The sequence below is a fragment of the Vibrio sp. J2-3(2022) genome (assembly GCF_021725735.1).
Classification (GTDB): Bacteria; Pseudomonadota; Gammaproteobacteria; order Enterobacterales; family Vibrionaceae; genus Vibrio; species Vibrio diabolicus.
Genome location: NZ_JAKKCK010000005.1, coordinates 1 through 19,364 on the forward strand (window position 1 = coordinate 1; position 19,364 = coordinate 19,364).

17 protein-coding genes, 14 tRNA genes and 2 rRNA genes are annotated in these 19,364 nt (G+C 45.2%); 10 read left to right on the forward strand and 23 right to left on the reverse strand.

Features of this window, described 5'->3' with window-relative positions; translation table 11 throughout:
• Positions 1–3: 3 nt before the first annotated feature.
• The 5 genes from rrf (L3V27_RS17170) to L3V27_RS17190 all read left to right on the forward strand — a co-directional run bounded on the left by rrf (L3V27_RS17170) (position 4) and on the right by L3V27_RS17190 (position 2,588).
• Positions 4–120: ribosomal RNA gene (gene rrf / locus L3V27_RS17170) — 5S ribosomal RNA — on the forward strand.
• A 101-nt stretch (positions 121–221) separates the two neighbouring features.
• Positions 222–297: transfer RNA gene (locus L3V27_RS17175), tRNA-Thr, on the forward strand.
• Positions 298–353: 56 nt separating this feature from the next.
• Positions 354–470 (forward strand): 5S ribosomal RNA (gene rrf / locus L3V27_RS17180).
• A gap of 46 nt (positions 471–516) precedes the next feature.
• A tRNA-Asp gene (locus tag L3V27_RS17185) sits at positions 517–593 on the forward strand.
• 558 nt (positions 594–1,151) lie between these two features.
• Positions 1,152–2,588: an NAD-dependent succinate-semialdehyde dehydrogenase gene (locus L3V27_RS17190; RefSeq protein ID WP_237312390.1), complete on the forward strand. Its 1,437-nt coding sequence runs from the start codon at positions 1,152–1,154 to the stop codon at positions 2,586–2,588.
• Between the two features lie 283 nt (positions 2,589–2,871).
• On the opposite strand, the gene L3V27_RS17195 is transcribed toward L3V27_RS17190, so the two are convergent.
• From L3V27_RS17195 to mutY, 16 genes are all read right to left on the reverse strand, one after another.
• A tRNA-Asn gene (locus L3V27_RS17195) sits at positions 2,872–2,947 on the reverse strand.
• A 15-nt stretch (positions 2,948–2,962) separates the two neighbouring features.
• A tRNA-Thr gene (locus tag L3V27_RS17200) sits at positions 2,963–3,038 on the reverse strand.
• A gap of 40 nt (positions 3,039–3,078) precedes the next feature.
• Positions 3,079–3,154, reverse strand: a tRNA-Asn gene (locus tag L3V27_RS17205).
• 22 nt (positions 3,155–3,176) lie between these two features.
• A tRNA-Thr gene (locus L3V27_RS17210) sits at positions 3,177–3,252 on the reverse strand.
• Between the two features lie 53 nt (positions 3,253–3,305).
• Positions 3,306–3,381 (reverse strand) — tRNA-Phe (locus L3V27_RS17215).
• Between the two features lie 233 nt (positions 3,382–3,614).
• The gene (locus L3V27_RS17220; RefSeq protein ID WP_237312392.1) at positions 3,615–5,240 is read right to left on the reverse strand and encodes a methyl-accepting chemotaxis protein; all 1,626 of its coding nucleotides are present in this window, start codon (positions 5,238–5,240) and stop codon (positions 3,615–3,617) included.
• Positions 5,241–5,588: 348 nt separating this feature from the next.
• A tRNA-Asn gene (locus tag L3V27_RS17225) sits at positions 5,589–5,664 on the reverse strand.
• A 38-nt stretch (positions 5,665–5,702) separates the two neighbouring features.
• A tRNA-Phe gene (locus L3V27_RS17230) sits at positions 5,703–5,778 on the reverse strand.
• Positions 5,779–5,785: 7 nt separating this feature from the next.
• Positions 5,786–5,861, reverse strand: a tRNA-Thr gene (locus L3V27_RS17235).
• Between the two features lie 70 nt (positions 5,862–5,931).
• Positions 5,932–6,007 (reverse strand) — tRNA-Asn (locus L3V27_RS17240).
• Between the two features lie 54 nt (positions 6,008–6,061).
• A tRNA-Phe gene (locus L3V27_RS17245) sits at positions 6,062–6,137 on the reverse strand.
• A gap of 7 nt (positions 6,138–6,144) precedes the next feature.
• Positions 6,145–6,220 (reverse strand) — tRNA-Thr (locus L3V27_RS17250).
• A 66-nt stretch (positions 6,221–6,286) separates the two neighbouring features.
• Positions 6,287–6,362: transfer RNA gene (locus tag L3V27_RS17255), tRNA-Phe, on the reverse strand.
• Positions 6,363–6,462: 100 nt separating this feature from the next.
• Positions 6,463–7,602 carry a membrane-bound lytic murein transglycosylase MltC gene (mltC, locus tag L3V27_RS17260; protein ID WP_237312394.1) on the reverse strand — a complete coding sequence of 380 codons (1,140 nt, stop codon included), beginning with the start codon at positions 7,600–7,602 and terminating at the stop codon, positions 6,463–6,465.
• Positions 7,603–7,680: 78 nt separating this feature from the next.
• The gene (locus L3V27_RS17265; protein ID WP_005381002.1) at positions 7,681–7,953 is read right to left on the reverse strand and encodes an oxidative damage protection protein; all 273 of its coding nucleotides are present in this window, start codon (positions 7,951–7,953) and stop codon (positions 7,681–7,683) included.
• A 19-nt stretch (positions 7,954–7,972) separates the two neighbouring features.
• The gene (gene mutY, locus L3V27_RS17270; RefSeq protein WP_046875115.1) at positions 7,973–9,049 is read right to left on the reverse strand and encodes an A/G-specific adenine glycosylase; all 1,077 of its coding nucleotides are present in this window, start codon (positions 9,047–9,049) and stop codon (positions 7,973–7,975) included.
• Between the two features lie 203 nt (positions 9,050–9,252).
• On the opposite strand from mutY, the gene trmB reads away from it, so the two are divergent.
• The 3 genes from trmB to glsB all read left to right on the forward strand — a co-directional run bounded on the left by trmB (position 9,253) and on the right by glsB (position 12,038).
• Positions 9,253–9,972, forward strand: coding sequence for a tRNA (guanosine(46)-N7)-methyltransferase TrmB (gene trmB, locus L3V27_RS17275; protein WP_006743099.1), 720 nt, complete (start codon positions 9,253–9,255; stop codon positions 9,970–9,972).
• Positions 9,973–9,989: 17 nt separating this feature from the next.
• Positions 9,990–11,018 carry a DNA methylase gene (locus tag L3V27_RS17280; RefSeq protein ID WP_074191811.1) on the forward strand — a complete coding sequence of 343 codons (1,029 nt, stop codon included), beginning with the start codon at positions 9,990–9,992 and terminating at the stop codon, positions 11,016–11,018.
• Positions 11,019–11,117: 99 nt separating this feature from the next.
• Positions 11,118–12,038, forward strand: a complete 921-nt coding sequence (gene glsB, locus L3V27_RS17285) for a glutaminase B (protein WP_005393987.1) — start codon at positions 11,118–11,120, stop codon at positions 12,036–12,038.
• Between the two features lie 60 nt (positions 12,039–12,098).
• On the opposite strand, the gene hemW is transcribed toward glsB, so the two are convergent.
• The 7 genes from hemW to L3V27_RS17320 all read right to left on the reverse strand — a co-directional run bounded on the left by hemW (position 12,099) and on the right by L3V27_RS17320 (position 17,153).
• Positions 12,099–13,277: a radical SAM family heme chaperone HemW gene (gene hemW, locus L3V27_RS17290; protein ID WP_104974791.1), complete on the reverse strand. Its 1,179-nt coding sequence runs from the start codon at positions 13,275–13,277 to the stop codon at positions 12,099–12,101.
• Positions 13,278–13,295: 18 nt separating this feature from the next.
• Complete coding sequence (locus tag L3V27_RS17295) at positions 13,296–13,898, reverse strand: XTP/dITP diphosphatase (RefSeq protein ID WP_237312396.1); 603 nt, start codon at positions 13,896–13,898, stop codon at positions 13,296–13,298.
• 118 nt (positions 13,899–14,016) lie between these two features.
• Positions 14,017–14,448: a DUF4426 domain-containing protein gene (locus L3V27_RS17300; RefSeq protein ID WP_005393982.1), complete on the reverse strand. Its 432-nt coding sequence runs from the start codon at positions 14,446–14,448 to the stop codon at positions 14,017–14,019.
• 127 nt (positions 14,449–14,575) lie between these two features.
• Positions 14,576–14,866, reverse strand: coding sequence for a DUF167 family protein YggU (yggU, locus tag L3V27_RS17305; protein WP_005393980.1), 291 nt, complete (start codon positions 14,864–14,866; stop codon positions 14,576–14,578).
• Positions 14,866–15,423 (reverse strand): YggT family protein, encoded by a 558-nt coding sequence (locus tag L3V27_RS17310; RefSeq protein ID WP_012841393.1) that lies wholly within the window; start codon positions 15,421–15,423, stop codon positions 14,866–14,868. The genes yggU and L3V27_RS17310 overlap by 1 nt, the downstream gene beginning before the upstream one ends.
• Positions 15,424–15,475: 52 nt before the next feature.
• Positions 15,476–16,294, reverse strand: a complete 819-nt coding sequence (gene proC / locus L3V27_RS17315) for a pyrroline-5-carboxylate reductase (RefSeq protein ID WP_046875111.1) — start codon at positions 16,292–16,294, stop codon at positions 15,476–15,478.
• A gap of 157 nt (positions 16,295–16,451) precedes the next feature.
• On the reverse strand, positions 16,452–17,153 hold the full coding sequence (locus L3V27_RS17320) for a YggS family pyridoxal phosphate-dependent enzyme (protein ID WP_237312397.1): 702 nt from the start codon (positions 17,151–17,153) through the stop codon (positions 16,452–16,454).
• A 28-nt stretch (positions 17,154–17,181) separates the two neighbouring features.
• Between L3V27_RS17320 and L3V27_RS17325 the strand changes: the two genes are divergently transcribed.
• Both L3V27_RS17325 and L3V27_RS17330 read left to right on the forward strand, forming a co-directional pair.
• Positions 17,182–18,222 (forward strand): type IV pilus twitching motility protein PilT, encoded by a 1,041-nt coding sequence (locus tag L3V27_RS17325; protein WP_005381015.1) that lies wholly within the window; start codon positions 17,182–17,184, stop codon positions 18,220–18,222.
• Between the two features lie 20 nt (positions 18,223–18,242).
• Positions 18,243–19,349, forward strand: a complete 1,107-nt coding sequence (locus L3V27_RS17330) for a PilT/PilU family type 4a pilus ATPase (RefSeq protein WP_006743091.1) — start codon at positions 18,243–18,245, stop codon at positions 19,347–19,349.
• Positions 19,350–19,364 lie beyond the last annotated feature (15 nt).

A 19,364-nucleotide genomic window follows, 5' to 3' on the forward strand; every position in this document is an offset into this window, starting at 1 on the left:
TTGCTTGGCGACCATAGCGTTTTGGACCCACCTGACTTCCATGCCGAACTCAGAAGTGAAACGAAATAGCGCCGATGGTAGTGTGGGGCTTCCCCATGTGAGAGTAGGACATCGCCAGGCTTTAAATTTAGTGTTCTCCTTTTTTAAAAGGTGAAGACAAAAGTTAAGAGAGCCCGTTTGTAAAAGCGGGCTTTTTTAGTCCTTACGGACACAAATAATGTGCTGATATGGCTCAGTCGGTAGAGCGCATCCTTGGTAAGGATGAGGTCCCCAGTTCGATTCTGGGTATCAGCACCATTTATTGTTTGTTTTAGACTTTAAATTAAAGCCTAAAACAAAACGTAAAGAATTTGCTTGGCGACCATAGCGTTTTGGACCCACCTGATTTCCATGCCGAACTCAGAAGTGAAACGAAATAGCGCCGATGGTAGTGTGGGGGTTCCCCATGTGAGAGTAGGACATCGCCAGGCTTTAAATTTTGGACACTTGCTGATTACAAGCGAGTGATACCACTGCGGAGTGGTAGTTCAGTTGGTTAGAATACCGGCCTGTCACGCCGGGGGTCGCGGGTTCGAGTCCCGTCCACTCCGCCATTTATATTAAGCCCCAGTCGAAAGACTGGGGCTTTTTCGTTAATGCAAGTATATTTCTCCCTTCGTTCGAATGACTCCCGCAGAAGGCCTACTCGTAGCCCGGATCCGCTGCCACTTTTGAAAGACTAAGACTTTTGGTATCTGTAGTGCCAGCTTTCTCTGTAACCGAGTTGCACAATTCTAGTTGAATGTAATCTTGCCCATTTCTCTACAGATTCGAGCCTATAGTAAATGCTGGAGACCGATGAATCCGCATGAGCTAGCTCGTAGTTTGTATCCTTGTCACTGCGTATTTCGTTAACGCTCCTCTCTAATAAGAGTTTTCTACTGCTACTTCGCACATATTCATCGTTCTAGTGTTCTGGATAGTCCCTAGGAGAATGGATTGCTGGAGTTTGTTACCGCTAGTCTGATTTAGTCATTGGAAGAGAATGAGCGTCTAGACTGTTAAGAGAATAAAGTCATTCGAACATTCATGTCTTTTAGAAAACTTTGTTTTCTTTGCTGATCTTGCTAGTAAAGATTAACCTAAGAGGAGTTCTCGTAGGAGTAAGTTTGATGATGCAACAAATAAAAAATGAAACCTTGAAATCCGTATTTAAACAATGGTCTTCCGAAGAGGGAATTGTGGTCATCAACCCTGCAACTGAGCAAGAGTTAGTTCGACTAAAGCCCAGTGCTCTTGAGGAATTAGATGACATTATTGGTAAGTGTAAAACCGAGCAAATTCGCTGGGCAAAGTTAAGTGCTAAAGAGCGCTCTCGTCGCTTGAAAAAGTGGTATCAATTACTCCTTGATAATACAGAAGACATTGCCACAATTATTACCTTAGAGCAGGGAAAACCATTAACCGAGAGTAAAGGGGAGGTGATGTATGGCGCCTCTTTTGTCGAGTGGTTTTCAGAAGAAGCCAAACGTGCTTATGGCGAAGTTATACCAGCCCCCACGACAGATCGACGTCTGTCTGCTATTCGCCAGCCTGTAGGGGTATGCGCTGCAATTACGCCGTGGAACTTCCCTATTGCGATGATTACAAGAAAAGCAGCACCAGCCCTGGCGGCAGGCTGTGGTATGCTGATTAAACCCTCTGAGCTTACCCCTCTTACTGCAATTGCTGTTGTTGAATTAGCTTATCAGGCAGGAATCCCAAAAGAACTGCTTCCTGTGGTGGTATCAGAGCAGGCAGCTGAGTTTGGCCTAGTACTAAGTACTGATCCTAGGATTAAGAAAGTTTCTTTTACGGGCTCTACGCGAGTCGGGAAGATTTTGATGAAACAAGCCAGTGACTCTGTCAAAGCGGTTTCGATGGAGTTAGGTGGTAATGCACCTTTTATTGTTTTTGAAGATGCAGATTTAGATGCGGCTGCGGAAGGGCTTGTCGCTTCGAAGTTTCGTAATGCAGGGCAAACATGTGTTTGTACCAATCGGCTGTATGTTCATGAAGGTGTAAAACAAGTTTTTATTGAAAAAGTATTGTCGAAGTTAAGCAAATTACAGCTTGGTAATGGTTTAGAGAAAGGTGTCACATTAGGCCCTGTTATTACGATGGCTTCTAAACATCGCCTAGAGGCGGTGATCGATCAAGCTGTACAAGAAGGGGCTTCTATTGCCAACTCTCCGCAGAGACGCCCTGGGCGCTTTATGGAGCCCGTTCTTTTGGATAGCGTCAAGCAACATATGTCGATTGTTCAGCAAGAGCTATTCGGGCCTGTATTACCTATTATTACCTTTGAGAATGATGAGCAAGTTCTAGGAATGGCGAATGACACAGAGTATGGTTTGGCTTGTTACTTCTACACGAATAACTTCAAGCGTATTGTTGCTTTCAGTGAAGGTCTGGAATACGGCATGGTTGGTGTCAATGAGGGGATTATTTCTACTGAGGTGGCCCCGTTTGGTGGAGTGAAAGAGTCAGGAGTTGGCCGAGAAGGTGCGAAACAAGGGCTCGATGAATATTTGGAGACAAAGTATATTTGTCTCGGTGGTTTAAGCTGAGTTGGTTGATTTAAGCAAAAAGCTGGGTTTTACCTGGCTTTTTTGATCTGGGAGATGTGTGCCACCCACTATGATTATTATTTATTGGTGAACATTGCTTATGGTGGGACTATCGATAGAAAGCAGAGTTGTTGGTGAGCAGATATTCCACTCTAAGTTAAGCGATGCCTTCAAGGTAATGATCTAAACTCTGATTTTCTTTCCTGAGTGACATGAGTGGAAAAGAGTTTGACTTTAAACCAATGCAAAAAAGCCGTATCAAGAGATACGGCTTTTTCTAATATGGCTCCTCCTACTGGACTCGAACCAGTGACCTGCGGATTAACAGTCCGTCGCTCTACCAACTGAGCTAAGGAGGAACAAATTTTAATAAGTGGTGCCGACTACCGGAATCGAACTGGTGACCTACTGATTACAAGTCAGTTGCTCTACCTACTGAGCTAAGTCGGCACATTTTCGTTAATAAGTAATCGACTTACTAACTGAAAAATGGCTCCTCCTACTGGACTCGAACCAGTGACCTGCGGATTAACAGTCCGTCGCTCTACCAACTGAGCTAAGGAGGAATTGTCTTTTTAAAAGAATAAATGGTGCCGACTACCGGAATCGAACTGGTGACCTACTGATTACAAGTCAGTTGCTCTACCTACTGAGCTAAGTCGGCACACTATATTCTTTAACTATTGTTCGTGCTAAGCACCAACAATTAATAAATTGTGGTGCCCGGAGGCGGAATCGAACCACCGACACGAGGATTTTCAATCCTCTGCTCTACCGACTGAGCTATCCGGGCGACGAGGTGTATTAAACGGTTTTTCGGCTCTTAGGTCAACCATAAAATTAAAATAAAATATCGTTTGATGAAAATGTGCTCGGAGTGGGCTGTTTTTATGCATTTTTGATACAAATCCACCATCAACTAAGCTTTCTTTAATGGAAAGATAGGAGTTTGAAAGTAGAGTAAATGGATAAAAACAAAAAAAGCACGCTTGAAAACGTGCTTTATACTAAACAATTGACTTTAACCTAGTGCTTTACAGAGAACTTGTTTACCCAACCTTCTAGCTCATCCGCCAGCGAAGCTAAACTTTGAGTGCTTGATTGACTCGCCGTTACCACAGAGTTGAGCTGGCTTCCGCTTTCCTCGATAAGATTGACGCGCAGCGCAATATCATCGCTAACCTGAGTTTGTTCGGCTGCTGCGGTCGCGATCTGCTGACTCATTGCGGTGATAGATTCTAACGCCGTTACAATTTGCTGCAGAGCTTCAGAGGCATTCTTAGACTCTGTTACTGTACCCTCACTGGTTTCTGCACACACTTCCATTGTGTGAATAGCGTTACGGGAACCTTCTTGCAGGTTGGAGATCATATGCTGAATCTCTTTAGTGCTGTCTTGTGTTCGGCCTGCCAGGTTACGCACCTCGTCGGCAACAACGGCAAAGCCTCGACCTTGCTCTCCGGCACGTGCTGCTTCAATGGCTGCATTGAGTGCGAGTAAGTTTGTTTGCTCTGCAATATCGCCAATTACATCGAGCACTTTCACTATACTATTTACATCCTGATCTAGATCGGCGACCGCTTTACTTGCAGTATTTAATTGAGAAGCTAAACCTTGAATGTTTTCAACAGTGCCGTGAATCAGCTTCTGAGTATGCTGACTTTGTTTATCGGCTTCGTCTGTGTTGTTTGCTGTATCACTTGCCGAGTTGGCAACATGGTTGGCTGAAGATGCCATTTCAGTCATCGCAGTGGCAATCATTGCTGTTGACTGCTGCTGGGATACGGTGAGATCGGCAATCGTATTTGAGCGAGATTCTACGGCAGATAACTCAGCGCGCAGTGCGTGCATGGATTTCTCAAGGTTTGTCACCATGGTGGCTAGTGATTGACTCATATCTTGCACCGCACGATAGATACTTCCTCTCGGCGCCACTGTATCAAAACTGGTCTGAATGTCGCCTTGTGCGACAGCTTGAACGGCTTTGCGCACATCGTTTGGCTCTCCACCGAGTAGATTGAGCATCTTGCGAATCGAGATTATCAGGCCACCGAGAATACTCCCCGCGATAACTAAACACAGTACAAGCTGCCATTGAGCGGTAGCCCAGAAGCGAGCATTCACCTCATTAAAGCCGATCCCTGTACCTACAACCCAGCCCCAATGTGGTGTTTTCTCGGCAATAGAGTGTTTTTCTTCAATGCTTCCGTCGGCCTGCTTTTGACTCCAAGTATATTCGACGATTTGACCTGTTTTGCGCCCCAAAACATCTAAGATAAGTTGGCCGACGCTGTTGCCATCTCCATCACGAAAGTCGTGAAAGCTTGTTCCATGTAATTGAGGGTCAAGCGGAGCTGCAACAAAAATCATGTTCTCATCTGCGACATAAACGTATTCGTTGTCTTTGTAGATATTATTACGGAGTAGGCGAGTGGCTAATGATTTCGCTTCGTCCTCTGGCATTTTGCCTTCGATAGCCATTTTTTCTACTTCGGTAAGAATGCTGTACGCACTTTTGAATAGCTCAGTAACCCGAGCTTTGTTATCAAGGTTACTTGCGACGCGAAGTGTCCATAAGCCCGTTGCGGTCAGTGCTAGGAGTGCTAGCAATATGATCGCAGATAATAAATAGGCTTGAGTTTTTAGTTTCATATTTGGCTCACAAATAAAGTGTCATCACTATGCAAGGCATAGTTAAAAGAAGAAATGTAATAACTCGGGCATCTTAGTGAAGATGAATATGAGCGCATACTAGTGCGTATTGAAATTATGATGAGGATTAAATTTTTAGCGTAAAATAAGTGTTTTTTAGAGACTGGGCTTAATATTTTGCGATGCTAGAAACAGAGAAACAGAGAAACAGAGAAACAGAGAAACAGAGAAACAGAGAAACAGAGAAACAGAGAAACAGAGAAACAGAGAAACAGAGAAACTGGGGGAATGAAATGAACGTAGGGCAGACGCCAAAAAGCCGCATCAAAAGATGCGGCTTTTTAAAAATGGCTCCTCCTACTGGACTCGAACCAGTGACCTGCGGATTAACAGTCCGTCGCTCTACCAACTGAGCTAAGGAGGAATTATTCGTGTATCGTGTTTAGCAATGACACCAAATAATGGTGCCTCGAGGCGGAATCGAACCACCGACACGAGGATTTTCAATCCTCTGCTCTACCGACTGAGCTATCGAGGCAAAAGAATGGTGCCGACTACCGGAATCGAACTGGTGACCTACTGATTACAAGTCAGTTGCTCTACCTACTGAGCTAAGTCGGCACACTTTATTCTTTTTAGAAGAGATGAACTCTTCGTTTTAAGAATCTCATTTATATGAAATTCTTGAAGTTGGCTCCTCCTACTGGACTCGAACCAGTGACCTGCGGATTAACAGTCCGTCGCTCTACCAACTGAGCTAAGGAGGAACTATTCTGTTTTGTGTCTTGCCAATGGTTTAAATTAAGCAAGCGCACCAAATATGGTGCCTCGAGGCGGAATCGAACCACCGACACGAGGATTTTCAATCCTCTGCTCTACCGACTGAGCTATCGAGGCAAAAGAATGGTGCCGACTACCGGAATCGAACTGGTGACCTACTGATTACAAGTCAGTTGCTCTACCTACTGAGCTAAGTCGGCACACTTTATTCTTTGTGCTTTTGTCCGTGTTATAACATTTCGTTAAGACACCAACAAATCAAATTGTGGTGCCCGGAGGCGGAATCGAACCACCGACACGAGGATTTTCAATCCTCTGCTCTACCGACTGAGCTATCCGGGCGACGGGGCGCTATTAAACGGATTTTCCCGCTTTGCGTCAACCACTTTTTTTAAATAATTTCAAAAAAGTGCTTGTTCGAACGCTTTTTATTCAACTGTCACTACAAAGTTTGCTTTGAGTTAAATTCCTTTTTGAAATTTGTAACTTTTTCTAGGTAACGACGTGCTTCTGCGTTCGGGTGTTTCTTAGTTAGTGCCCAATAAACTTGGTTGGGTTGCAACGAATTAAGATCTTGCATTGCGCGTTTGCGATCGCTGCGATGGAATGTGTTTAAAACACCTCCAGTACCACCATTGTAAGCGGAAATCATACTGTACTCGAGAGAGGTTGGGTGATGGACTTCTCTTAAATAACGATTTTTTAAGATGTAGAAATACGCAGTACCGGTATCGATGTTGTTTTCTGGATTAAACAAATATTCCGGGCTTGGCTGGCCTGAGCGCTTTTTCACGAGCTTGAATACGTCTCGACCGGCGGTTTTAGGTACAACTTGCATTAAGCCATACGCATTTGCCCAACTTACTGCGTACGGGTTGAAGCTGCTCTCGGTTTTAATAATGGCGTATATCAAATCTTCTGGAATATCGTATTTCTTGGAAGCTCGGCGCACGATATCGGCGTATTGGTAGCTGCGTGTTGAAAAATGGTCTTCAACCATGGGGATTTCGACGTAATACGCTTTCTTGAAATCTACGTTTTTGGTCTTGATCTTGTTTGCGATGAGATACTCCGCAAATCGGTTTGCCCGCCAAGACCACTGAATTGGCTTATTGTCTTGATCGACAACTTGTTTATACAGAAATGGTTGCCCTTCTAACGTGATTCCTTTTGAGGAGAACAAGTCGACGTGAGCTGGATCGTCTGGCGTGAGTAAGGTAGTGACAATCGCCTCTTTGAGGTGCTTTTGGGGCTCGGTAGGTGATACGGTTTCAATCGTGATCACGCCTTTGCGAAAGTCGACCTCGGCACGGCTAAGGTAGTTATCGATATATTTGACGTAATTACTTTTGCCTGCGTACTTAATTTCTTTTTTACCCCAGCGCTTTTGAATATTACCAGAGAAACTATTGATCAGGGCATCTAACGCGGCGGTATCTTTTTCAAATTGTCCAGGTAGCTCAGCTAAGTTATTGGCAAAACGGTTTGTGGGCTCGTAGTTGACGTCATAAATCTTTTCGACGAATTCACGGCTACAGCCAGCCATTAAAAGTGCGGCAGCAATAAAGACAATTTTTTTCATAAGTATCAGGGCTATTGAAGGTAATAGAAAAATGACACCACAAGTGGTTGTGATGTCATTGTTTTAACTCAAGCGACTTTATTCGCTCGGCGGTGTGTAACCTTCGATATGAACGTCTTTTCCTTCAAAGAGGAAGTTTACCATTTCTGTTTCGATCAGTTTTCGGTGCTCTGGATCCATCATGTTGAGTTTCTTTTCGTTGATCAACATGGTTTGTTTGTGTTGCCACTGAGCCCACGCTTCTTTCGAGATGTTGTCGAAAATACGTTTACCTAGTTCACCAGGGTAAAGTTGAAAGTCTAGACCTTCGCCTTCTTTTTTTAGTCGAGCACAAAATACAGTGCGGCTCATAATGACTCCTTGTATTCAATTAACGAAGTTCGTGGGGTAGCGCTTCCAGCAATAGTTTTACTGGCGCGGCTAAACCGACTTCTTCAGGTTTAGATAAGTTATACCAAAGACCTTTGTTGCCTTCCATTATCACGTCCGGTTGCTTTGATAAATCAATCAAAATTGGCGTGATATCGAGGTGGTAATGGCTAAAGGTATGGCGAAAGGTAATCAGTGTTTGCTGCTGCTTGATATTGCTGGCTTGAATGCCACGTTGATCCAGTAGCAATTCAATGTCGCTTTCTACATCCACATGTTCGGTTTGTGGGAAGCAAAATAAGCCACCCCAAATGCCTGTTTGTGGTCTTTGTTCTAACCACACTTCATGACCATTTTCGGTGTTGTGGTGAAGCATTACAAAACGAGTTTGCTTGATTGGCTTGTCTTTTTTCGGTTTTTTACCCGGGTAGTCGAGCACATTGCCTTGTTGTTTTGCCACACACAGATCCGCAACAGGGCAGAGGCTACATTTGGGTTTGCTGCGTGTGCAGACCATTGCGCCCATGTCCATCATTGCCTGGTTATACTTATCTACGTCCGTTTGTGGGGTATGCGTTTCGGCAATTTCCCACAGCTGGTTTTCAACCTTTTTTTGTCCTGGCCATCCTTCGACTGCGAAACAGCGGGATAGGGTGCGCTTCACGTTGCCATCAAGAATCGCATGTGGTTGTTTATACACAGACGATAAAACGGCGGCTGCGGTAGAGCGGCCAATCCCCGGTAAGGCGTTCATTTTCTCTATATCAAGAGGAAACTCACCATTGTATGTAGAGGCGACCTCTTGTGCTGCTTTGTGAAGGTTACGGGCTCGGGCGTAATACCCTAAGCCAGTCCAAAGGTGCAGGACTTCATCTTGCTCAGCATTGGCAAGATCGATAACGGTTGGAAAACGCTCCAAGAAACGTTGGTAATACGGAATAACCGTAGTGACCTGAGTTTGCTGAAGCATGATTTCAGACAACCAGACACTGTATGCGGTCTTATTTTGTTGCCACGGAAGATCTTTTCTTCCATATGCGTCATACCATTCTAGGATGGCACTGGCGAAAGGTGTCACGACTTGCTCTGTATTCTATTATTGGTTAGGTGCAAAATTGCACCACATAATGGGCAAGAAGTACAACGGATAAACAGTAGGGATATAAAGAGGTGTGCTATTGCTTTTGGGCTGCCATAGGCCAAGAGCTCAACAAATACTTGCACCTCAGTAAATTCTTTGGATAATCCCCGCTTTGATTAATCAATGTGCAGGCAAAATCAATGAGTGAAGTAACCACTAACGAATACAACGAAGACGGAAAGCTGATCCGCAAAATCCGCAGCTTTGTGCGCCGTGAAGGGCGTTTGACTAAAGGTCAAGAGAGCGCGATGAATGAATGCTGGCCAACGATGGGTATTGACTTCAAAGCTGAACTTCTCGATTGGAAAGAAGTGTTTGGTAACGACAACCCCGTTGTACTAGAGATCGGTTTTGGTATGGGTGCTTCATTGGTTGAAATGGCAAAGAATGCACCAGAGAAGAACTTCATTGGTATCGAAGTACACAGCCCAGGTGTTGGTGCTTGTCTTGCGGATGCGCGTGAGGCGGGAGTTACTAACCTGCGTGTGATGTGCCATGACGCAGTGGAAGTGTTTGAGCATATGATTCCAAACGGCAGCCTATCGACACTGCAGTTGTTCTTCCCAGACCCTTGGCACAAGAAACGTCACCACAAGCGTCGCATCGTTCAATTAGGTTTTGCTGAAATGGTTCGTGAGAAGCTGATCCCTAATGAAGGTATTTTCCACATGGCGACAGACTGGGAAAACTACGCAGAGCACATGATTGAAGTTATGAACCAAGCGCCAGGTTTCGAAAACATTGCTAAAGATGGTGATTTCGTTCCTCGTCCAGACGACCGTCCTTTAACGAAGTTTGAAGCTCGTGGTCACCGTCTTGGTCACGGTGTGTGGGATATCAAATATAAGCGTATCGCGTAACTAGAGGAGTTCATGGGATGTACCATTACGCGATATTAGCGAATCCGGGTCATAACCGAATTTACTTTGATAGCGCAATGACCATTGCCTGTTCAGAGCTAAAAGCAATTTTAGCTTCACAAGGCGTGGATGTGACAGAAATTGGTAGTAAAGAGGTTGGCTTACCTGCAGCGTTGGTGTTTTCTTGTCAGGAAGCTCTAAGCGATGAGCAGACGCGAAGAATCGCAGCCTCTTCGATTTACTATGCACTATTTGAAGTGCGCGAAGATGGTTTACTTCGACCAATTCAAGCGCCAGCGTTCAATACTTTCCCGGAAAGCATGAGTCAGATTCTGCGTTATACCGGGAAAACAAACGAGCAGTTTACTCGCTTGATGGTGAATATCGGCATTAGTGCGTCCAATACGGGAAGTGAGCAGCTGACCTTAATGGATCCAATGTGTGGTAAAGGTACAACCTTGTTTGAAGGCTTGATCCATGGTTTGAACGTGGTGGGGGTAGAGATCAATGCCAAGTGGGTGCAAGAGATCCAGACCTTTATCGTTAAGTTCATGAAGAATGGTCGCTTTAAGCACAAAGTGAGCAAAGAAAAGCGCACTGCGGGTGGCAAGAAAGTGGCGGATGGTTTCGTGGTTGAAGCTGCAGCAAATAAAGAAGATTACAACCAAGGCAATCTTCAGTTTATGAAGCTGTATTCGGCTGATACACGTATCGCTGATCAAGTCGTGAAAAAGAACTCAGTTGATGTGATGGTGTCTGATCTGCCTTATGGTGTGCAGCACGGCAGCAAAAATGCCAAGGACAGCAAACTGAACCGGAGCCCACTAGAGCTTTTAAAAGAGGCTCTGCCTGCATGGAAAGTGGTACTGAAAAAACAAGGTTCAGTGGTGTTGTCTTTCAATGAATTTACATTGAAATGGAAAGACGTCGCGGCATTATTTGAAGAGCAAGGTTGGAAGGTACTTTCAGAAGAGCCTTACATCGGTTATCTTCACCGTGTTGATCAATCTATCAACCGCAATATTATTGTGGCAGTAAAACCATAATCGACTTGAGTCGAACGAACCCTATGGAAAAGCCAACGACACGTTGGCTTTTTTTTACCTCTGAGCTCAACGAGTTCTCTTGTAAATAGAAGGTAGAGAATGAAACCGACAGTGGAAATTTTGACAGATATTTTGGCGGAAGTGCGCCCTTTAATCGGCCAAGGCAAAGTGGCTGATTACATTCCTGCTCTGGCAAAAGTACCCAGCAACAAGTTAGGTATTGCGGTATACACCAACGAAGGTGAGGTTATTAAGGCGGGCGATGCCGATGAGCCTTTCTCTATCCAATCTATTTCAAAAGCATTGAGCTTGACGTTAGCGATGTGCTTGTACAAGCAAGAAGAAATTTGGTCTCGAGTGGGAAAAGAGCCTTCGGGGCAGGCATTTAATTCGCTAATCCAGCTAGAAATGGAGCAAGGTATTCCTCGCAATCCTTTTATTAATGCTGGAGCGATAGTTGTGGCGGATCTGTTGCAAACTCGCTTATCTGCACCTCGTCAGCGCCTATTGGAATTTGTACGTCAGCTTTCTGGTGATACTCATATTGTGTATGACAAAGTCGTCGCGGCATCCGAAATGATGCATGGTGATCGGAATGCGGCGATTGCATATCTCATGCGCTCGTTTGGTAACTTCGAAAATGAAGTAATTCCAGTGCTGCAAAACTACTTCCACGCTTGTGCACTGAAGATGAGCTGTGTCGACTTGGCTAAAACGTTTAGCTATTTGGCAAATAAGGGCACATCGGTACAAACGGGTAAGCCCGTTGTTTCTCCCGTGCAAACCAAACAACTTAATGCACTGTTAGCAACGTGTGGCCTGTATGATGGCGCGGGCGAATTTGCTTATCGTGTTGGCATGCCTGGTAAGTCTGGTGTCGGTGGTGGCATTATCGCGGTAGTACCTGGCGAAATGACCATTGCAGTATGGTCTCCAGAGCTTGACCCTTCAGGTAACTCCCTTGCTGGTACTAAGGCGCTTGAATTGCTATCGGAGCGAATTGGCCGTTCGATTTTCTAATGTTGAATGTTCTATATAAAAAGCCTCTCAATTGAGAGGCTTTTTTGTTTTTGGGCTGCGTTACTCTTCGCTTTCTTCGGCCATAAAGGCTTCGAGCAAGTCATTAAGGAAGAGTTTCCCTTTTTCAGTAATTTGCCAATGAGTGGCGGTTTCACTCAAGTAGCCCATTTCTAACGCCCAATCAATAGTTTCTTGAATCGTACTGAGCGGCAAGCCTGTGGTGTCCACGTAATCTTGCTTCGGGCATGCTTCCATTAAGCGGAATCGGTTCATAAAGAACTCGAATGGACGGTCTTCATCCGCGACGACATGTTCTGTATGCAGATAAGGTTTGACCATATTTTGATAAGCCGCTAAATAGCCACGCGGGTGTTTTACCTTTGTCGTTCGAATAATACGCCCGTCGGTAAAACTGAGTTTGCCATGAGAGCCACAACCAATACCAAGGTAATCGCCAAAGCGCCAGTAGTTGAGGTTGTGCTGACACTGATAGCCCGGCTTGCTGTAACCCGAGATTTCATATTGCACATAACCCGCGGCTGAAAGTTTTTGGTGTCCGAGCTCGAAAATATCCCACAAGTCATCATCGTCAGGTAGCGTTGGTGGCTTGTAGTAGAACATGGTGTTTGGTTCGATGGTCAGCTGATACCAAGACAGGTGCGGCGGTGCCAACTCAATAGCTTTGTCCAAATCTGCCAAGGCTTGTTCGATGCTTTGATCTGGTAAGCCGTGCATGAGATCGAGGTTAAAGCTGTTCAAACCGATTTGGTGCGCCAGCTTAGCAGCATTGACGGCTTCGTCTTGGCCGTGAATGCGCCCCAAACGCTCAAGCTTCTGTTGCTCAAAGCTTTGCACGCCGATAGAGATACGCGTTACACCAGCTTTGCGGTAGCCAACAAAACGCTCTGCTTCGATGGTGCCTGGGTTAGCTTCCATGGTGATCTCAATTTCTGGCTTAAACGGAATACGCGCTTCAATGCCCTTAAGTAGACGCTCGATGCCTTCTGCCGAAATCAAACTCGGCGTACCACCACCAATGAAGATTGAATGCAGTGGACGTGGCACTTCGTTAAGGCGGTATTTCTGAATGTCAGTATCTAAATCTTCTAGAAGAGCACTGATGTACTCTTCTTCTGGAATCTCGGTTTTGAGCGCGTGAGAGTTAAAGTCGCAATACGGGCACTTTTGTACACACCAAGGGATGTGTACATACAAGCTGAGTGCTGGGGGCGTTAACATGGTCTAATTCGCTCGTGATTACTGAGACACTTGCTCAGACAGTTGAGCAAACAACGACTTGAGCGCTTTACCGCGGTGAGACAGTTGTTTTTTACGTGCAGGTTCAAGTTCGGCTGACGCACAGTTGCTTTCAGGAACAAAGAAGATTGGGTCGTAGCCAAAGCCATTTTCACCGTGTGCTTCAGTTAGAATGCGGCCTTCCCATTTTCCGTGGCAGACGATAGGTGTTGGGTCGTTCTCGTGGCGCATGAGGACTAATACGCAGTGGAAACGTGCTGTACGTTCTGCTTCTGGTACGCCTTCCATTGCCGCTAGCAATTTTTCTAGATTCTCTTGATCAGATGCGTTCTCGCCTGCGTAACGTGCAGAGTAAATGCCCGGAGCGCCTTTTAAGAAATCGACTTCTAAGCCAGAGTCATCTGCAATCGCAGGAAGCCCTGTTTCTTGTGCGGCATGGCGAGCTTTGATGATCGCGTTTTCAATGAAGGTTGTACCCGTTTCTGCTACTTCCGATACATTGAATTCACTTTGCGCTAATACTTCAAAACCGAAGTCAGACAATAAATCTGCCATTTCACGAACTTTGCCTTGGTTACCGGTTGCTAGCACAATTTTTTTCATGGGAATCTCTTTTAATAGTGATAGAGGAGAACAAATCGTTCTCCTCTAGATATTCTTTAACTAATAAGTGGTTTTTAGCCTGCTTAGATCCAAAAGCTTTTGGATCATCACAACCCAATTACTCTTCAACATAAAACTTCTGGGTGAATTTAAGCTTACCTGAGCCTTTGTTTCCAGCTTTTACGTCAATATCGAAAGTAAAAGTTTCTTCGTGGGTAATTGGTAGTTCGGCTAAATAGTATATCGCATTGCCTTCTTTGACTTCACGAAAGGACAAGGTCTGAGTTTGGCCGATGAGGTTTTTCGCGCGTCCAGCAATTTTTGCTTCTAATGCAGGTTTACCCAATGAAGCTCTATCTAGCACGCTAATATTAACCACAGCGAGGTATCCATTACGCTTGATATCGTAGCTACGTGCGACTTTCGGTGTTAAGAATGTCGAGTTAAACGCGACATAGTGTACTTCGATATCTTTCATATTTTTAAACTGATCGGCGAAGCTTGGTAACGACAATAGGCTGATCAGTAATGCGGTAATCCATTTGCTCATTGTTACTTCCTCAAAGCACTTGTTATAAAACAACCATAGCCGCAATTTTACCTTGGTCACGGGGTAAAAATGCGAACTCAGTCATTGGTACTAGTAAGTGTGGTACAAAATTGTAAATAAAAAGCCATCATAAGATGGCTTTAATTTCTGTCGGTATCTGGGTAGGTGATTCTATCCGAATTTGTTTGTGCCGTCCTAATTCACCTTTTTCTATGTGAACCAAACCCTTAGCGATTTTAAACTGCTTGGCTAAGAACTTAGTTAGGTGCGCATTAGCTTTGCCATCGACAGGTGGAGCAGTAATGGCGATTTTGAGCTCTTCACCATGCAAGCCAACAATTTTATCGCGGCTTGCTTTAGGTTGAATATAGAGCTTTAGGATGATGTCCTCGCCATCTTGCCAAACTGCGGCTGACATTATAACTGGAACCAAATTGGACCAATGATATCACCCATCAAGAAGTTCGCGAACTGCAAGCCGATAAACAGCACTAGTACGCTCAAATCAAGACCACCAATAGCCGGAATAATACGACGGATTGGTGCGCACATTGGCTCGGTTAATTGATGGAATACGTACTCGATAGGGCTGCGACCTTGGCTTACCCAGCTCAAAATTGCACGGATCAATAGTACCCAGAACAGCAGACCTCCAGCGGCTTTGATTAATGATAACAAGCCCAAGAACAAGAAATCAGCGCTGAAAGAGACGGAACCGTTCGAAGCTATCAGGATCAGAACGACAAATTTAAGCACACACAACACGTAGGCAAACAACACGGTTGCTAGGTCAATATTCCCCACGGAAGGGATAATGCGGCGCAGTGGACCAATGACTGGCTGAGTCGCTTTTACTATGAATTGCGAGAATGGGTTGTAGAAGTCTGCGCGTGCAGCTTGCAACCAAATTCGCAAAATTACGACCATGATGTACAGGTCAAATAGGGTTGAGATGAGAAAACTCATTGAATTCATAAGGTACCCTTAACAAGTGATGGATGATACTAAACGGAGTTCATCCAAATAATTAAAACAGTTTTTCCATTTCTTCCGCGCGAGCCACAGCAGCTTGCATGGCTTTAGCAACAATATCTGAAAGTTGATGTTCGTTGAATGTACGCAGTGCTTCTGCCGTTGTCCCACCTTTCGATGTCACGTTCTCACGCAGGGTAGATAGCTCAGTTTCTGGGTTGCTAACCACCATACTGGCCGCGCCCAATGCAGCTTGTTGAACCAATAGTCGAGCGGTGTCTTTATCAAAGCCTTGAGCAATCGCTTCTGCTTGCATCGCTTCCATAAACAGGAAGAAGTATGCCGGAGCACTGCCCGCTGCTGCAATCACATTATTGATACCAGACTCTTGGTCAACCCAACATACTTTACCGACCGCTTCCATTAACTCTGCGGCAAAAGCTTTGTCTTGCTCAGTTACATGGGCTGGTGCGAATAAACCACTCATGCCCAACCCAAGTTGTGATGGCGTATTTGGCATAACACGAACCAAGTTCAATTTGGTGTCTAGCATACCATCCAATCGTGAACAGTTGATGCCAGCGGCAATAGAAATCACCAGTTTATTAGTGAAATCGATCGCTTGCAGTGGTTTACAAACATCCGCCATCATTTGCGGTTTCACAGACAATACCACCACATCCGCTTCTGTCGCCGCTTGGATGTTATCGCTGGTGGTACGGATGCCAAAATCTTGTTCTAGCGGAAGACGGCGAGCCTCTGAAGGAGCTGTCGCGGTAATGTTTTGCGCTGGGTATCCGTTAGCAACCAAGCCAGAAACAATGGCTCTCACCATGTTGCCAGCACCAATGAAGGCGATTTTTTTATGTTCCATTTGTCTGATTTCCATCATGATATTTAGAGTTTGTTGTGCGCTCAGGTGTATAATGGCGCCGCTGTTACTTACTGCTCCTATTGGCGAGTAAGATGATTACGCGATTTACTCTTTAATTTAACGACGAATTTATGTCGCTAGTGAGCGTTTTGTTGATTTAGCTGTAGTCTCGCGCGCCGAAAATAGCGGTTCCAATACGAACCATTGTACTACCAGCTTCGATTGCAGCGGTCATATCACCACTCATTCCCATTGATAATGTATCGATTTCTGGGAACTGAGCTTCGAGTGTTTGCTTCAATGTGGCCAACTTCTGAAACTCATGAAGTTGTGATTCGTAGTCAGACACGTTGGCAGGAATCGACATCAACCCTCTTAAAGTGAGGTTGGGTAGGCGAGAAATCAACTCCGCCAGCTCGAATACTTCCGCCTCGGTGACACCAGACTTAGATGCTTCACCACTGGTGTTAACCTGAATCAGAACTTGTAGCGGTTTAAGTTCGCTTGGACGTTGATCATTCAGGCGTTGAGCAATCTTGGTTCGATCGATGGTGTGAACCCAATCGAAATGTTCGGCAACAAGTCGCGATTTATTCGACTGAATCGGGCCAATGAAGTGCCATTCGATTCGATTATCTGGATAATGCTCGGCAAAGTGCTGAACTTTACTGACGCCCTCTTGGACGTAGTTTTCACCAAAGGCGCTTTGTCCCGCTTGGTAGGCTTCGAGAATTGCCTCGACAGGTTTAGTTTTGCTTACCGCTAGAAGTTGCACTGACTCTGGAGTTCGACCACATTTTTGTTCGTCATATCGAATTTGAGAGGTGATATGTTCAATATTTTGTTGAATACTACTCATAGCTGTACTTTAGACTTAAGGATTTTAAATGGATATCACTGAGTTACTGGATTTTAGTGTAAAACATAATGCCTCAGATCTACATCTTTCTGCAGGTGTCCCACCAATGGTTCGTATTGATGGGGATGTGAGAAAACTAGGCATTCCAGCGTTTACACACCAAGAAGTGCATCGTTTGGTTTTCGAAATCATGAACGATGCCCAACGCAGTGAGTTCGAAGAAAAACTCGAAGTCGACTTCTCTTTTGAGTTGCATAACGTTGGTCGTTTCCGTGTCAACGCTTTCAACCAATCTCGTGGCTGTGCGGCAGTATTCCGTACCATTCCAAGTAGCATTCCAACTTTGGAAGAGCTGGAAGCTCCCGAGATCTTCAAAAAAATTGCGAACGCTGAAAAAGGCTTAGTTCTGGTTACTGGCCCAACAGGTTCTGGTAAATCGACGACCTTAGCAGCCATTGTTGACTACATTAATCGTAATCACAACAAGCACGTACTCACAATTGAAGATCCGATTGAATTTGTTCACAACAACAATAAATGTTTGATCAACCAGCGTGAAGTACACCGTGATACGCATAGTTTTCAAAACGCACTGCGCAGCGCATTGCGTGAAGACCCGGATGTCATTCTGGTTGGTGAGATGCGTGACAAAGAAACCATCAGCCTTGCGTTAACGGCGGCGGAAACGGGGCACTTAGTGTTCGGCACGTTACACACTAGCTCAGCGGCAAAAACCATTGACCGTATTATCGATGTGTTCCCTGGCAGTGATAAAGACATGGTGCGCTCGATGCTTTCTGAATCTCTTCGTTCGGTTATCGCGCAAAAGTTATTGAAACGTAATGGTGGTGGCCGTATTGCATGCCATGAAATCATGATGGCAACGCCTGCGATTCGTAACTTGATCCGCGAAGACAAAGTCGCGCAGATGTATTCGATCATTCAAACTGGTGCGGCTCACGGCATGCAAACCATGGAGCAAAATGCTCGTCAGTTAATGGCACAAGGTATGGTCGCTCGTGAAGAGGTCGATAGTAAGATCGGGTTAGAAGTGCAGCAATTCTCGTAATACGTAGGTGAACACGGAAGATGGATCTAAATAAATTTCTCGAAGGTATGCTGGCGCTGAAAGCGTCGGATCTGTACATCACGGTTGGTGCGCCAATTTTGTTTCGCGTGGATGGCGAATTGCGACCTCAAGGTGAAAAACTCACCGAGAGTGATGTGGCGGCATTACTCGACAGTGCTATGGAGCCAGATCGGCGTCAGGAATTTCGTAAAAGTCGTGAATCGAATTTTGCCATTGTGAGAGATTGTGGCCGCTTCCGTGTTAGTGCTTTTTTTCAACGGGAATTACCGGGTGCGGTGATTCGTCGTATTGAAACCAATATTCCCACCTTTGAGCAATTAAAGTTACCGTTAGTGTTGCAAGATTTAGCGATAGCCAAGCGTGGTTTGGTGCTGGTGGTTGGTGCTACTGGGTCAGGTAAGTCCACCACAATGGCGGCAATGACGGGCTATCGAAACAGCAACAAGACGGGGCACATTTTGACGGTCGAAGATCCGATCGAATTCGTGCATGAGCATAAGCGCTGTATCGTGACTCAACGCGAAGTCGGGTTAGATACGGAAAGCTATGAAGTTGCGCTTAAAAACTCGCTGCGTCAAGCGCCAGATATGATTTTGATTGGCGAGATCCGTAGCCGTGAAACAATGGAATACGCGATGACCTTCGCCGAAACGGGCCATTTGTGTATGGCAACGTTGCACGCCAACAATGCCAACCAAGCTTTAGAGCGCATTCTTCACTTGGTACCGAAAGATCAAAAAGAACAATTCTTGTTCGACTTGTCGATGAACCTAAAAGGCGTGGTTGGTCAGCAGCTGATCCGAGATAAAAATGGGCAGGGGCGTCATGGTGTGTTTGAGATCTTGCTAAATAGCCCACGTGTGTCGGATTTGATCCGTCGCGGAGATTTGCATGAGTTGAAGTCAACCATGGCTCGCTCAAATGAGTTTGGTATGCTGACGTTCGATCAATCTCTTTATAAGTTGGTGATGCAAGGTAAGATCAGCGAAGAGGACGCGCTGCACAGTGCCGATTCGGCGAATGATTTGCGCTTGATGTTGAAAACACAGCGTGGCGAAGCATTCTCTACGGGCAGTCTTGCTAACGTTAAGATCGATATGGATTAAGCGTGTTTAGACGAA